The sequence below is a fragment of the Nocardia sp. MH4 genome, assembly GCF_019266065.1.
Classification (GTDB): Bacteria; Actinomycetota; Actinomycetes; order Mycobacteriales; family Mycobacteriaceae; genus Nocardia; species Nocardia canadensis.
In genome coordinates this window covers 59,715-74,503 of record NZ_LPNR01000101.1, presented here as the reverse complement: position 1 = coordinate 74,503, position 14,789 = coordinate 59,715, and the positions used below count along the sequence as shown (strand labels likewise).

11 protein-coding genes are annotated in these 14,789 nt (G+C 66.9%); 3 read left to right on the top strand and 8 right to left on the bottom strand.

Annotation, left to right across the window (positions count from 1 at the left end; genetic code table 11):
• Positions 1-370 precede the first annotated feature (370 nt).
• Positions 371-577 carry a heavy-metal-associated domain-containing protein gene (locus ATM97_RS16130; RefSeq protein WP_218718838.1) on the top strand — a complete coding sequence of 69 codons (207 nt, stop codon included), beginning with the start codon at positions 371-373 and terminating at the stop codon, positions 575-577.
• Positions 578-638: 61 nt separating this feature from the next.
• Positions 639-2,894: a cation-translocating P-type ATPase gene (locus ATM97_RS16125; RefSeq protein WP_218718837.1), complete on the top strand. Its 2,256-nt coding sequence runs from the start codon at positions 639-641 to the stop codon at positions 2,892-2,894.
• 131 nt (positions 2,895-3,025) lie between these two features.
• Here the strand turns inward: ATM97_RS16125 and ATM97_RS34410 are convergent, their stop codons facing one another.
• Together ATM97_RS34410 and serA are read right to left on the bottom strand one after the other, a co-directional pair.
• A complete protein-coding gene (locus ATM97_RS34410) occupies positions 3,026-3,505 on the bottom strand; it encodes a hypothetical protein (protein WP_255587870.1) in 480 nt (159 codons plus the stop codon).
• 241 nt (positions 3,506-3,746) lie between these two features.
• Positions 3,747-5,345, bottom strand: a complete 1,599-nt coding sequence (gene serA, locus ATM97_RS16115) for a phosphoglycerate dehydrogenase (protein ID WP_218718836.1) — start codon at positions 5,343-5,345, stop codon at positions 3,747-3,749.
• Between the two features lie 290 nt (positions 5,346-5,635).
• Here serA and ATM97_RS16110 point away from each other — a divergent pair, with 290 nt between their 5' ends.
• Positions 5,636-6,850, top strand: a complete 1,215-nt coding sequence (locus ATM97_RS16110) for an Ig-like domain-containing protein (RefSeq protein WP_218718835.1) — start codon at positions 5,636-5,638, stop codon at positions 6,848-6,850.
• 2 nt (positions 6,851-6,852) lie between these two features.
• Here ATM97_RS16110 and ATM97_RS16105 read toward each other — a convergent pair whose 3' ends face one another.
• Genes ATM97_RS16105 through ATM97_RS16080 form a run of 6 tightly spaced genes read right to left on the bottom strand, consistent with a single transcriptional unit; the run spans position 6,853 to position 14,769 of the window.
• A complete protein-coding gene (locus tag ATM97_RS16105) occupies positions 6,853-7,605 on the bottom strand; it encodes an HpcH/HpaI aldolase/citrate lyase family protein (protein WP_218718834.1) in 753 nt (250 codons plus the stop codon).
• Between the two features lie 44 nt (positions 7,606-7,649).
• Positions 7,650-8,864, bottom strand: a complete 1,215-nt coding sequence (locus ATM97_RS16100; RefSeq protein WP_218718833.1) for a type III PLP-dependent enzyme — start codon at positions 8,862-8,864, stop codon at positions 7,650-7,652.
• Positions 8,861-10,591 (bottom strand): IucA/IucC family siderophore biosynthesis protein, encoded by a 1,731-nt coding sequence (locus ATM97_RS16095; RefSeq protein ID WP_218718832.1) that lies wholly within the window; start codon positions 10,589-10,591, stop codon positions 8,861-8,863. Before ATM97_RS16095 ends, ATM97_RS16100 begins: the two co-directional genes overlap by 4 nt.
• Positions 10,592-10,607: 16 nt before the next feature.
• Positions 10,608-11,807: an MFS transporter gene (locus tag ATM97_RS16090; protein WP_218718831.1), complete on the bottom strand. Its 1,200-nt coding sequence runs from the start codon at positions 11,805-11,807 to the stop codon at positions 10,608-10,610.
• Entirely contained in the window at positions 11,804-13,582 is a 1,779-nt protein-coding gene (locus tag ATM97_RS16085; protein ID WP_218718830.1) for an IucA/IucC family protein, read from the bottom strand. Before ATM97_RS16085 ends, ATM97_RS16090 begins: the two co-directional genes overlap by 4 nt.
• Complete coding sequence (locus ATM97_RS16080; protein ID WP_218718829.1) at positions 13,579-14,769, bottom strand: ATP-grasp domain-containing protein; 1,191 nt, start codon at positions 14,767-14,769, stop codon at positions 13,579-13,581. The genes ATM97_RS16085 and ATM97_RS16080 overlap by 4 nt, the downstream gene beginning before the upstream one ends.
• Positions 14,770-14,789 lie beyond the last annotated feature (20 nt).

Sequence of the window (14,789 nt, the reverse complement as noted above, 5' to 3'; positions counted from 1 at the left end):
GGCGACGAGTCGGGGCGTCGCCCCCCGCCTGCGTTCTCCCGACAACTGCCCTGATTCGATTGCGGCGGTGCTCAACGTTCGTGTCACCGTGTGCCGGATTCGATACCGCCCGCGACGTTCGGCCAGGCGCACCGCAACATAGGCTGCGACCACCACGGCCGCCGGCGGGCGCAGCGGTACGAACCCGGCGCGCCACCGTTGCCGCAGCGAGGCCGACCGCGAGCAGCATCAGCGGCTACAGGCTTTCGTCGAACGGTGGTCCATCGTATTCGTCCCCACCGAGCAGGCGCCGTCTACCGATTCGATACCCGAGGGGGGTATAATCATAGTCAGGCGGTCGGAGGCGACCGCAGACTTCGGGAGATCTGCCATGAGCACCATCACCGTCAACGTGACCGGAATGACCTGCAGCTGCTGCGCGAATTCGGTGAACAAAGAAATCGGGAAGATCCCGGGTGTTACCGCAGTGGAGGCCGACTTCACCAGCGGGCACGTGACCATCGACGCGGCGGACGCGATAGACCGACGCGCAATCGCCGCGGCTGTCAGCGAGGCCGGCTATCAGCTCGTCGGCTGACCGAGCCTGTCGATTTCATTACCTGTAGTCAGATTCATCGCAGTACGGATCGGAGTCAGTGATGGGCACCACGACGCAACCGTCCACCCGGATCGAGTTGACGATCGGTGGCATGACCTGCGCGTCGTGCGCCAATCGCATCGAGAAGAAACTGAACAAGCTCGACGGGGTCACCGCCACGGTGAACTACGCCACGGAGAAGGCGCGCGTGGAATACTCCGGCGACCTCACGCCTGAAACCCTGGTCGCCACGGTCGAGGAAGCCGGTTACACCGCCGCGCTCCCAGTCTCGACGATCGACAAAAGTGTCGCCTCAGCACCTGCTACCGAAGGCGATGACCCGACAGCCTCACTAAGGCAGCGTCTGCTCATCTCGCTGATCCTCACGGTGCCGGTGATCGCCATGGCGATGATTCCGGCATTGCAGTTCACCAACTGGCAGTGGCTGTCGCTGACACTGGCCGCGCCGGTAGTTGTTTGGGGTGCGTTGCCGTTCCACCGGGCGGCCTGGACCAACCTGCGCCACGCCACCGCCACGATGGACACGCTCATCTCCATCGGCACGCTCGCCGCGCTCGGCTGGTCGCTGTACGCACTGTTCTTGGGCACCGCCGGTATGCCGGGAATGACGCACCCATTCGAACTGACCATCGCCCCTGACGGCGGCGCCGGCAACATCTATCTGGAGGTGGCAGCCGGGGTCACCACCTTCATCCTCGCCGGACGCTACTTCGAGGCCCGCGCCAAGCGGCAGGCCGGTGCCGCACTGCGAGCACTGTTGGAGCTCGGTGCCAAAGAAGTATCGGTGTTGCGCGACGGTAAAGAGGAGCGCATACCCGCCGATCAGCTCGCCGTGGGCGACCTGTTCGTCGTGCGCCCCGGCGAGAAGGTCGCCTCCGACGGTGTTGTCGCGGAAGGTTCCTCGGCGGTCGACGCCTCGATGCTGACCGGTGAGTCGGTGCCGGTAGAGGTGGGCGTCGGCGACGCTGTGGTCGGCGCCACTGTCAACGTCGGCGGCCGAATCGTGGTGCGTACGAGCCGTGTCGGCTCGGACACCCAGCTGGCCCAGATGGCCAAGCTGGTGGAGGAGGCTCAGAGCGGCAAGGCCCAGGCCCAGCGGCTGGCCGACAGGATCTCCGGCGTCTTCGTGCCCATCGTGATCGCGCTGTCGGTGGTGGCCCTCGGGTTCTGGCTCGGTACCGGGGGTTCGGTCGCGGCGGCCTTCACTGCCGCAGTCGCCGTGCTGATCATCGCCTGCCCCTGCGCGCTCGGCCTGGCCACGCCCACCGCGCTGATGGTCGGTACCGGCCGCGGTGCGCAGATGGGCATTCTCATCAAGGGGCCGGAGGTGCTGGAATCGACCAGACGGGTCGACACCGTGGTGCTGGACAAGACCGGTACCGTCACCACCGGCAAGATGAGCCTGCTGAAGGTGTATGCCGCCGACGGCGAGGACGAGATGCAGATCCTGGCGTTGGCCGGGGCGCTGGAGGACTCGTCCGAGCACCCGATCGCGCAGGCGATCGCCAAGGGCGCCCGGGACAAGGTCGGCGATCTCGAACCGGTGCAGGGCTTCGCCAACGTCGAGGGCCTCGGTGTACACGGTGTCGTCGATGGCCACGCGGTTGTTGTCGGGCGTCGCCGACTGCTGGCAGAGCAAGCGCAAAACCTGGACTCGGGCTTGGAGCAAGCCATGGCCGCTGCCGAATCCGAGGGGAAAACGGCCGTCGCGGTGGCCTGGGACGGTAAGGCACGCGGCATCCTGGTAGTCGCCGACACGGTGAAACCAACGTCCGCCGAAGCGATTACACAACTGCGTGCGCTGGGACTGACACCGATGTTGCTGACCGGCGACAACGCCGCCGCGGCCCGGGCCATCGGCGACGAGGTCGGCATCGAACAGGTGATCGCCGAGGTGCTGCCCCAGGACAAGGTCGATGTCATCAAGAAACTGCAGGCTCAGGGCAAGGTCGTCGCCATGGTCGGCGACGGCGTCAACGACGCGGCGGCACTGGCCCAGTCAGACCTCGGCCTGGCTATGGGTACCGGCACCGACGTGGCGATCGAGGCCAGCGACCTGACCCTGGTCCGTGGCGACCTGCGGGCTGCGGCGGACGCGATCCGGTTGTCGCGCAAGACGCTCGGCACCATCAAAGGCAACCTGTTCTGGGCCTTCGCCTACAACGTTGCCGCTTTGCCGCTGGCCATGGCAGGCCTGCTGAACCCCATGCTGGCCGGTGCCGCGATGGCGTTCTCCTCGGTCTTCGTGGTGAGCAACAGTCTGCGTTTGCGTCGCTTCCGCTCCAGCAACGGTTGACACACGAGCACCGCCGGACCGCAACGCTGTGCCGGGGCGCTCGCAACACCCGGCCCCTTGATTCGTCGCTCCCAGCGGCGCACCTGGCGTCCCGGCCAGGTGCGCTGAATCGGAATCTAGTTGGCGTCGAGTCAGTTGATGTCGATGATCCCGTCGAAGATCAGCGGTGTCGGACCCGGCTGGCATCCACGGAAGCTGGTCGTCGGCATCGGGATTCCATAGCCGATCCGATTAGGTTCCCCGCCGGTGCCCTTGGTGACGGTGATCTGGATGGCCATCGAGTCGGGTGCGAACATCATGACCGGTTCGGCAGTAGTGATCGGATAGATCAACGACACGGTGTTTCCGTTGATCGTCAGACAGGTCACCGGGCCGGTCACGCGCACCGGCAGCGGCATATTCCCCAATCGTCCGCTTGCGACGTAGGTGCCCGTGGCCGGGCCGTCACCTGTGCCTTGGGCGTCGATGTGCAGCACGTTCATACCCAGCACCTGCATGTTGCCGTCGATCGAGACCGATCCAGGATCAGCGGCGGCTTGTCCAGCACTGGCGACTATCGCCGCGGACACCACAGCAGCGGATGCGGCCAGTCGAGTGAGTCGAGTCGTCATCGGTATGCCTCCTCGGTTGATGCTCCTGCCACCCGCATACCCTGCATGCGGGTGTTCAAGCCGACCGGTCTTCCCCGGACACATCGTGGCCGATAGCGGCATGATCTGTCCCCGCCGTGGACAACGGGGACAGTCCGCTTGCCGGTGCACGGTCATGCGCCCAACGCTGCGCTCATGTCGAGAATTGCAGTGATGCTTCGTCGCAGGTGTCACTTCATCGGGGGTGCTGGAGGCTGGTCGATCAGGCCAGGTCGACCAGCACGACCTTGGCGGCGCCGACTACCTTCTCGATCCACGCTTTCGTTTCCGCGGACACCTCCTTGTCAACGCGGAGGATGGCAGTGGCACCTCCGGGATCGACATCCTGTGCCAACTGGGCAGCTTTGATGTCGACTCCGGCCTGGCCGAGAACCGTTCCGATGTAACCCAACTGTCCCGGGCGGTCCTCATAGTTGAGGATGGCCAGGTTCAGGCCCTCGGCGCGCATGTCGTAGTTGCGGCCGTTGATGTTGACGATCTTCTCGACCAGGTTGGGCTCGGTCAGGGTGCCTGCCACGTTCAGGGTCGAACCGTCGCCGAACACGGCGCGCAGGTCGACAACGCTGCGGTGAGTCGGGCTCTCCGACGCGGTGGTGACGGTGGCGGTGATGCCACGATCCTTGGCCAGCGCCGGGGCGTTGACGAAGGTGACCTGGTCCTCGACCAGCGCCGAGAACACACCGCGCAGCGCGGACAGCTCCAGCACGGCGACGTCCTGTGCGGACAGCTCGCCACGAACCTGCACCTCGACACTGACGGGCAGCTCGTTGGCGATGGCGCCCAGCAGCGCGCCCTGCTTGCGGACGACGTCGAGCCAGGGGGCGACCTCGTCGGTCACGGCGCCACCGGTGACGTTCACCGCGCCGGGCACGAACTCACCGGCCAGCGACAGCAGCACCGACTTGGCGACATCGGTGCCCGCGCGGTCCTGCGCCTCCGAGGTGGAAGCACCGAGGTGCGGGGTCACGACGACCTGCGGGAGGTCGAACAGCGGCGAGTCGGTGCACGGCTCGGTCTCGAACACGTCGAGGCCCGCGGCGCGCACGTGGCCGGACTTGATGGCGTCGGCGAGCGCCTGCTCGTCGATCAGGCCGCCACGGGCGGCGTTGACGATGATGACGCCCGGCTTGGTCTTGGCGAGGGTCTCGGCGTTGAGCATGCCCTTGGTCTCGGGCGTCTTCGGCAGGTGGATGGAGATGAAGTCGGCGCGCTCGAGCACCTCATCCAGGCTCAGCAGCTCGATGCCGAGCTGGGCGGCGCGAGCGGGCGAGGTGTAGGGGTCGTAGGCGACGATCTTGGTCTCGAAAGCGGCCAGACGCTGCGCGAACAGCTGACCGATGCGGCCGAGGCCGATCACACCGACGGTCTTGCCGAAGATCTCGACACCGTTGAACTTGCTGCGCGCCCAGGTCTTCTCCCGCAGGGTCGCGTCGGCGGCCGGGATCTGGCGCGCGGCCGAGAGCAGCAGCGTGACGGCGTGCTCGGCGGCGGTGTGGATGTTGGAGGTCGGCGCGTTGACGACCATCACGCCACGCTCGGTGGCGGCGGGCACGTCGACATTGTCGAGGCCGACACCGGCACGGGCGACGATCTGCAGCTTCTTGCCCGCGTCGAGCACCTCGGCGTCGACGGTGGTGGCGGAGCGCACGAGCAGCGCGTCGGCCTCGGGGACCGCGGCGAGCAGCGCCGGGCGGTCGGGTCCGTCGACCCAGCGAACCTCGACACCGTCACCGAGTGCGTCGACGGTCGACTGGGCGAGCTTGTCGGCGATCAGAACTACAGGACGGCCTGCTTGGCTCACTGTGGAGTACTCCTCTGCGCTGGTGTTCGATCGATCACGACGGTGGGCGCCGAACATCTGTCGGTATCTACGTAGTGAAATAGTAGGTAATGCGGGCTGATGGGGCAACTGGGGCTGCAAATGACAGTCGGGGATGACTGGGCATGTGCTGAACGTCACCATTCTTGCTGTCGGTGGTGTTCGTCGGCGCTGTTCAGTGCATGGGCCGGGGGCGGTTGATGTGCACGAGTGCCGGTAAACTACGGATTCATATAGTAGATAAGCGGCGCGGTGCGACAACGGAGGAAAATATGGCGCGAAGCCACGGGGCGACTGTAGCTATCGTCGCACTCACAGCGGTAGCGACGCTCCTGGTCGCTGCCTGTACATCGTCAGCTCCCTCGAACATCCGAGATTCCGCTGAGCCCGCGCAGATCTCGTTTACACCGGCACCCGGAACTCGCGATGCTGACCCGGGTAATGGGATCACGGTCAGCGCCTCTGACGGGATCCTCGCTGCGGTGACCATGACAAACGAGCAGGGCACTCAGATCGAAGGCGTCCTCACGCCGGATAAATCCACGTGGAAGCCGCTGCAACCGCTCGGTTATGGGCGCACCTATACGGTCATCGCGGAAGCCATGACCGTGACCGGTCGGATCGGTCCGACAACAGCGACCTTCTCGACCATTACGCCCCGTAATCAGTCCAAGGTGTATCTGACCACCGCGGGTGGGCAGTCCTTCGCCTCGGATGGCCGCTACGGCGTCGGGACCGTGGTTGTTGCGCACTTCGACGAGGACATTCCCGATCGAGCTGCGGCCGAGGCGCGGCTGTCGGTGACCGCCGATCCGCCGGTCGACGGATCGTGGTACTGGGTCGACGATCGGAACGCGCACTGGCGTCCTCGGCAGTATTGGGCGCCCGGCACCAAAGTCAGTGTCGCCGCAAACATTTACGGCGCCCAGCTCGGGCCAGGTCTCTACGGTCAGGAGGATGCCCGTGAAGCTTTCACTATCGGAGCCTCACGAGTGTCGATCGCCGATGACAACACCAAGCAGGTATCGGTGTACGAGAACGGCAACCTCATCCGGACCATGCCGACCTCGATGGGTATGGGCGGCAGCGAAGTCGTCGCGGGCACGACCATCACATTTTGGACCCAGCCCGGCACCTACACAGTGATGGACAAAGCCAACCCGGTCATCATGGACTCTTCGACGTACGGACTGCCGGTCAACTCCCGGCTCGGCTACAAGGAAACAATCAACTGGGCCACCCGGATCAGTACCGATGGCATTTATCTGCACGCGCTCGAGTCCAGCATCTGGGCGCAGGGCAACACCAACGTGTCGCATGGTTGCCTCAACCTGAGCCCCGCGAACGCCGAATGGTTCTTCAACTTCTCCCAACCGGGAGATGTAGTCGAAGTTCGCAATACCGGTGGCGCCCCACTCGAAGTGTGGCAGAACGGCGACTGGAGCGTGTCGTGGGATCAATGGCAGCAAGGTAGTGCGTTGCGGTAGCGCTATTCCCTCCGGTACCGGCTGCCGACCCGGGGCAGTTGTGACACCAGGTCGGTCAGGTTGGCGCGCAGGGCGGTAGCCGCGAGAGTGGCGACGTCACCGCAGGTGAAGGCACGCACGCCTGCCGCTCGCCAGTGCTTGTGGCGCTCCGCCGTGCGGACGAGCGCGCAGAAGTCGACACCGTGGTTCGTACAGCTCTCGTGCAGCCGCGTTACTGCCGCCTGCACCGTCTCATGCCGCAATTGCCAGGGCACGCCCAAGGATTGGGACAGATCGGCGATGCCGGGCAGGATCATGTCGATGCCGCCACCGCGCAGGATATCGTCGATCGAATCCACCGCGTCGGCGTCTTCGATCAGGGCGATGAGCATGACTTCGGCGTTGCTGCGCCGGCACTGCTCGACGGGGTCGTCCAGGCCGTAGGCCGCCGCCCGCCCGCTGCCGAGCGAGCGCATACCCACGGGCGCGTAGTAGACGGCCCGCACTGCCGCGTCGACATCCGCGCGACTGCGCACATGCGGCACGACAATGCCGAGGATCCCGGCGTCGAGCCCGCGCAGCATGGTCGCGGTGTCGTGCGGGGCCACGCGCAGAAAGGGAGTAAGGCCCGCGACCTGCGCGGCGCGGATCAGGTTCTCGAGATTCTGTGGATCGAGCAGCGTGTGTTCGGCATCGATGATGACAAAGTCGTAGCCGGCCAAGCCGACCATCTCGACCAGCGTGGGCGCGGGAATCGAACAGAACAGTCCGTGCACCTGCTCCCCGTCGGCCAGCTTGCGCCGGACGTGATTGACGGGTGTCATCGGCTCACGCCGGTCTCGTCGGCGAAGTGGAATGTCGGAGGCGGGTGCATCAGGAAGTCGTGATGGGAGATATTCCAGGCGTAGGCGCCGGCGAGTCCGAACACGATCCGATCGCCTGCCCGCAGTACGTCGGACGAGACGTTTTGTGCCAATTGATCTTTGGGTGTGCAGAGCTGACCGGCAACGGTGACGGACGTGGTCGCGGCGCGTGGTCTCGCCCAGGGCTGGTCCCACCCGTCGACCGGAACCACCGCGCAGGGCTGACTGTGGCCTTTCGTCGCGGGCGTGCGCAGGTGGTGTGTGCCGCCGCGCACGATGGCGAATTCGCCGCCGTGGCTGGACTTCACGTCGAGCACGTCGGTGGCGTACCAACCGCAGTAGGCGGTCAACGACCTGCCCGGCTCGATCCGTAGCCGCAGCCCCGGCGTCGCCTGCACGAGGTCGTCGAGCGCGGCGCCGTAAGCGGCCCAATCGAACCGGCGCTCCGGTGCGGCGTAGTCGACGTTCATACCGCCGCCGATGTTCACCTCGGTGAGCGCGACATCGTGGCGATCGGCTGTCTCGGTCGCCCACCGGAGAACCGCGGCCGCGATGGTGGCCAGCTCCGGTGCCTCCAGTCCGCTGGTGAGGTGGGCGTGCACGCCACGCCAGCGCAGTCCCGGATATCGGCCACCGGCCAGTTCGGCCAGCAGCTCGGTGGCATCGTGTGGATCGAGGCCGAACGGGGTGGGGCGCCCGCCCATCGCCAGGGCGCTGTCGGCCAGCGTGCGCGAGTCGAGCGGCAGATTCACCCGAAGCAACACATCGACCGGCTGGGCGGCCCGGTCGGTCAGCGCTCCCAACGCCCGAAGCTCGCCGACGCTCTCGACGTGGATGCGATGCACCCCGTGATCGAGGGCTGCCCGTAGCTCGGCGGCGGTCTTTCCCGGCCCACCGAAGGCCAGTGGGTGGCCGGGCACCGCGCCGGCCACATGCGCGAGTTCACCTCCCGACGAAACTTCGAAGCCGTCGACCGACCCGGCGAGTGCCGAGAGCAGGCGCGATTCCGGGTTCGCCTTGGCGGCGTAGTACAGCTCCACCTGCTCGGGCAACGCGGCGCGCACCGCGGCGGCGTGGTCGCGCAGGGCGGCCAGATCGTAGAGATAGGCCGGAAGATCGGCATCCGGCAGGGTCCTCGCCCAACCCGCCGCTGTGTCGGAGAGCGTGATCACCGGGTCAGCTCCGCCAGGGCGCTGGTTCCGTATTCGGACAGCGGTGGGCTCGTCAGCGGGGAGGGTAGTCGGACGTATCCGGCGTCGCGATCGGGTTTGCGCTCCCATCGGGTGAGTAGATTCGCCTTGGCGGGCAGCGGAACTCCGGCCAGCAGCGCGGCGAGGCGAGGCGGGTGACCAGCCTGCGCGGAGTAGCCGCACACCTTGTCGCGCACCCGTTCCCAGAGAACGGTCTCGAGTGCGGGATGCAGATCGGCGAGCGCGGCCAGCATGTCGGCGATGTTGTTGACGAACAGACAGTAGACAACACGGTCCCAGCCGCGGTGCGCGTCGTAGGTCATCCGCTGACCGACCTCGGGCAACAGGGCGGCCAGCACCGCCTCGTGCTGGTCGGCGACGAGCTTGGTGCCCTCGAGATCCCGGAACAGTACCTGCACAGGTAGTCCGGCGCCGTCTACCCCGATCAGCACGTTCTGCAGGTGCGGTTCGAGCACCACGCCGAACTCGAAGTACGCGGCGAGAATCGGGGCAACCAGCAGGTCCAGATAGGCGTCCCACCAGCGCAGCGCCTGGTCCGCGTCCTGATCGGGCAGCAGCCGGGAAATGTGTGCCGGGCCCGTCGGATATTCGTCGGCGACGGCGGCGGCGAGCAAGGCGGTGACACCGGGGCGTAATCGTCCCGACAGCCCTTCGCGCACGATCACGCCGAACCCTTCCAGCAGTTCGCGATCTGGGCCGCCGTTCGTTCCGGGCAGGGCCAGGCTGCGGTATGCGGGTTCACGCAGCATCGCGCTGCCGGGGAAGCGGGTGTGCAGCTGCTCGAAGATCGGTGCCAGGATCCGGTCGAGGGTGACCGCGCCGGTCAGCTCGTACCACGCGTTCTTCCGCAGGCAGTTGGTGATCCGAACATTGAGACTGAACTTGAGGAATGTCGTGCCGTCGTAGACGGTGCGTACGGACGCGGTAGCGGCGAATTGTTTTGTCCCGACCCCCAAATCGATGATGTCGCCCCGATCGAGGGCGGCCTGCACGGCGGGCCGGGTACGCATCATCTCGTACTGCCATGGGTGGGCGGGCAGCAGCCGATACCCGACGGGCACGGTCGGTCCGAGATCGTCGAGTGCGGCCGACGCCGCCTGGTCATTGCTTTCCTCGGCGATGAGATGGGTGCGCACGGCGAGCATGCGCAGCCCGAATCCGGCGCCCACCTCGGGGGAGTACCTGGCCCATTGCTCGGGCGATCCAGTGCGGGCTTTCGGCGTGGGATGGAAGCGGTGGCCGAATATCAGGGACCGCTCAGAGGAGAGGTAGTCGAGGTCGCCGACATCGGGTACCGATTCGAGGGTGGTGGTCAGCGTCGCATGGCTGGAGGCGATCTGGGCGAGGAACTCGTCGTTGGCCACACCGTTGTGCAGTGCGAGCTCATCGTGGGCATAGCGGGCGAGGGTCTGCCAGTCGACCGGCCGCCATTGCCCGCTGTGTCGATGCTCGACCGGGCCGAGGAAGCGGTGCGCGCCGATGCGTGAGGTCCGCCGTATCCGGATGCGCAACAGCACATCCCGACGTGGAAGCCGTAAGAGCAGATGGTCACCGGACACGGCGGACTGGCTTTCGGGGCCGGACACCTCGCGCAGCAGGCAGTTGAGCAAGGTGTGGGCGACGGCGTCGTCGGCACTTGGCAGCACGGACGGCGCGGTCAGCGTTTCGGGCAGGGCGGTGTTCGACATGGACGACTCCATCGGGTCAGTGGACGGCGGTCCGGGAGCGCAGGACTGCGCCGGTCGTGATCGACAGCGCGGCGGCTGCGACGACCGCACCGGCCAGAGCTGGTGCGGCGGGGCCGAATTCGAGGTTCACTACGGTGGCGGTGAGACCGGCGGCGACCGCCCCGGCCTTGGCGAAGAATTCGAGCGAGCCGAACATTCGCCCCGCCGGGCGACGGCTCGCACAGTGTGCGGCGAGCGCGTTGCGGCCGAGCAGGCACAGCGTGAGTCCGACTCCGAGCAGGACTCGGGTGAGGACGAGCTCGGTCAGGTTGTCCGCCCACAGATGTCCAGCCGAACCCAGTGCGAGGCAGCCGAATCCGATGATCACAAGGGTCGAGGTGTCGAGCCGCACTACTCGCTGCGCGGTCGTCGCGGTGGCGAGATACACGAGGTGGGGCACGGCGAACAACACGCCGACGACGAGGGCGCCGGTTTCGGGCAGGTGTTGTTCGATGAGCGCCTGCAGGTACGGAAACGAGACGACGGTAGCGAAGACGAAACCGAATTCCAGCGCGAACAGTGCCCGCAGCGAGGCGGTGTCGCCGGCTTCGCTGTGGGTAGCGGCTCGCGACGGCTCATCGACACCGGCCGAGGGTTCCGGTAGGAACGCCAGCATCAGCGCGGCAGCCAGCGGTAGCAACGCCAGCACGAGATACTGCCGATGCGGCGACAACCACGGTGACAGTGCCCCGACGGCGATGGGCGCGATGACCAGGGCCAGGCGGGCACTGCCCTGCAGGACGGTCAGCGCCCGCGCCAGCGCGGGCCCGCGCAACGAAGCACCCAGATACCCACTCGAGGCGGCGAAGGTGCCGCCGAGTACACCCTGCAGGATCAGTGCGGCGGCGAACAGCGGCAGTGAGTCGGCCCACCCGGCCAGCAGGAACGCGGCCGCGAGTCCGAGTTGGGCGCGCAGCAGCAATCGTTTCTGGCCGTACCGATCAGCGAGCCTGCCCCACAGTGGGGCGCCGAGACCGCCGAACACGGTAGGCACGACATAGAGCACTCCGGCCCACCGCGCCGTCGGATCGCCGAGCTCGGGCAGGATCGTCGTCAGGTACGGCGGTAGACCGAGCGCCGCGAAGGACGCGACGAAATAGCATCCCGCCACCGCGTAGATCTGATTTCCGCGCCCGGCCTGCGTGGTCGGCGTGGGGGCGAGTGGCGCTCGGGTCACCGCGCCGCTCCGTCACGCAGATAGTTGGGTCCGCTCGTGTAGTGCTTGTTCACATCCACGGCACCGCTGCGCTGTTTGCTGAACAAGGTGGCGGCGCTGACCATCGCTTTCACCGGCAGCGACGGCGCTTCCAGCACGTCGGCGCGCAACCGGTCGGCACACGGGGTGTCCAGGCGCGCGATGGCTTGCTCGAGCCGGTCGCGGACCATGCCGAGCAGGTCGGACAACGGTGCCCGACCCAGGTCGGCGAGAGCGAACGCGAAAGCCCCGGCACACAGATGCACGGTGATCGTGGTGAACAGGTCGGTGAGTGGCCCGTCGTCATCGACATTGATCCGGGGATCGGCGAAGGCCGCCGGTTCGTCGCCGAGCCGGTGCCGCAGCCGGGTGGTGTGCACGCGCGGGGTGTCGTTGTCCTTGAACAACAGGCGCAGCGTGGGGCCACCGCGGTCGTCGAGGACGAGGGAGATGTTCTGTTGGTGTGATTCCAGCGCCATGCCGTATCCGAACAGCGTGGCCTGCCAGTCGAACAGCAGCTCGAGCCAGGCGTCGAACAGGGCGATGACATCGCCGCCGTAGAAGCGGTCGGCCAGGTGATCGATCACCGGGCGGCCGTCGTGTGCGCGGCACAGCAGGGCCGCCATCGGGACGACGACGCAGCCGCGCACCGCGGGCGGGTCACGCCGGCACAGCACCGCCAGCAGCTCGTGGGCGGCCTGGGCGTAGATGCTCTCGTCCACCAGCAGAATCCGTTCGCGGAAGCGAGCTTCCCCGGCCAGCACGGTAGTCAGCAGCCGTTGACACAGTGCGCCGTCGGACAGGGTCCTCGGCCGGATGGTGCGGACATTGCGGATGCCGAGTGTCGCGGTGGTCAGCGGCAGCTTGAGGTATTCGCCGGGCGCGTCGAGGCAGGCGACGGTCCGCATCGACAAGGTCGGCACGACGTCGAGGAACTCGGTGTCCAGCAGCACCGCACGGCCGTCGAGACCGAGTGATCGGATTGCCTGATCGAGGGTCGGGCCGATGCTGAGCGGGTGGACCGGTAGCAGCACGTGTGTCGAGGACAGCTCCGGGGCGCCGAGCTGGGCGGGCGTCGGCCAGAACGCCGGCAGTTCGAGAGTCCCGACGATGGTGATCTGCTCCACGGGGACCGCCAGCCAGCGCAAGGCGAAGGTGGGATGGAATTCTGGTGCGTAGGAACGCAATTGCTCGGTGGTCAGCCCGGTGCGCGCTCGGGCGGCGGGGTAGACGGGGTGGTCGTGGCGCGCGGCGAGGGTGTCGAAGCCGAGGGCGGCCGGGCCGGTCCATCGGTCGAGCTGACACCCGTAGGTGGCAATGAGCCGCGCGGTGGTGCGGCCTCGGGTCGCGGTATGTAGTCGCATGGCAGACAACGCGCTCGCGCATTCGGCGCCGAAATCGTCGAATCCACTCCGGTCGACGGGATCGGCGAGGTCGGCGAACACACCGACGACTCCGGCCACCGAATCGAATCGGGTGCCGTCGGGTTCGCGCCACAGTTGCGGCTCTCGCACGGTGTCGGTGCAGAGGAAACCGTCGGGCTCGACGGGCAGGCACACGGTGATCGACTCTGTGCCGACGGTGCGGGTCAGGCGTAACCACCGGCCGTCGGGCCTGGTCTCGGTGCTCGACCGGGTCCGCACGCCGAGGACGTCCTCGCGCAACATCGTCGCCAGCATGCGCCGCACCAGAGCGGATTCGTCGGCGTCGGGCAGAAGGAGGGGATCGATAGGACTCGGGTGGGCGGGCGCGGTCACGGGTGCACCTCCCAGCGCTGCTCGGTCAGGAAGTGGTCGGCGACGCGGTCGACGGTGGCGCTGTCGGGACCTACGGTGCGCAAGACGCCGACATAGTCACGATTGGTGAGGGTGAGCCGGTGGTGGCTGCCGATCGCACGCAGCGGTCGATAGGTGAGGTCGACACCGTCGACAACGTGGGTCAGCGCCGCGGGAGCGGCATGCAACGTGCCGGAATCCGCGGCGCAGACGTGATCGACGCGGGCACCGAAGCCGGTGCGAAGCCCGAGATCGGCGGCGAGCGGTTCCCCGAGGTGGGTGCGCAGGACGTGCTCGAACAGGTCGATGCCGACAACGTCACGTAGCGCCAGATCGCACTGGTCGCCGATGGTGCGATAGTTCACCTCGATGAGCCGGGCACGACCCTGGTCCACGACGAACTCGGTGTGGCAGGCACCGAATCCGACCCCGAGCGCGTCGAGCTGATCGCATACCTGGCCGAGGATGTGCGGCGGGTGCGCGCCGACGAACGTATGGCGCAACTCGATGAATTGCGGTGGTGCGGTGAGTGTGGTGCGAAATCCGCCGAGCACATGCCGCCGTCGGCCGTCACCGAGTGTTTCCACGGTGAACAACTGACCGGGCAAGTACTCCTCCACGAGCAGCGGCACCCCGGGACGCCGCTCTCGAATGTGCTTGCCGCGCAGCACCAATTCCTCGACATCGTGCACCAGGTACACGTCCTCGCTGGCCACTCCTTCGCGTGGTTTGACCACACAGGGCAGTGGCACAGCGAGATCGGCCAGCGTCGCCGGGTCCTGCAGCGGACCGAGTTCGGCCGACCAGACCCCGCCGAGGCCTGCCGCGTCCAGCCGACGACGCATCTCCGCCTTGTTGTTCACCCGCAGCGTCGCGCGCCAGTCCTTGCCGGGCAGACCGAAATACGCGGCGGCGATAGCGGCCGGGGTTTGCAGATGGTCACTGTTGGTGAAGACCGCGGCAGGTGCGGGACCCGCGGCGATCGCCGCGATGACCGTTTCGGGATCACGGACATCGCAGCGGACCGCGTCGACGCCGGGGTGGCGTGCCTGGTGCGGTTCGGGATCGTCGCTGAGGATCGTGACGTCGAGTCCGAGCGCGGTGGCGGCGGGTAGATATCCGTCCGACACCGAGTCGGTGGGATTCAATGCGAGCAGATAGAGCTGCACGGCAACCCTTTCGTCTTGTT

What these genes read in the sequence shown, in the direction of transcription:
- ATM97_RS16130 (WP_218718838.1), top strand. Translation starts at nt 371, where the DNA reads ATGAGCACCATCACCGTCAACGTGACCGGAATGACCTGCAGCTGCTGC.
- ATM97_RS34410 (WP_255587870.1), bottom strand. Translation starts at nt 3,505, where the DNA reads ATGACGACTCGACTCACTCGACTGGCCGCATCCGCTGCTGTGGTGTCC.
- ATM97_RS16095 (WP_218718832.1), bottom strand. Translation starts at nt 10,591, where the DNA reads ATGTCGAACACCGCCCTGCCCGAAACGCTGACCGCGCCGTCCGTGCTG.
- ATM97_RS16110 (WP_218718835.1), top strand. Translation starts at nt 5,636, where the DNA reads ATGGCGCGAAGCCACGGGGCGACTGTAGCTATCGTCGCACTCACAGCG.
- ATM97_RS16125 (WP_218718837.1), top strand. Translation starts at nt 639, where the DNA reads ATGGGCACCACGACGCAACCGTCCACCCGGATCGAGTTGACGATCGGT.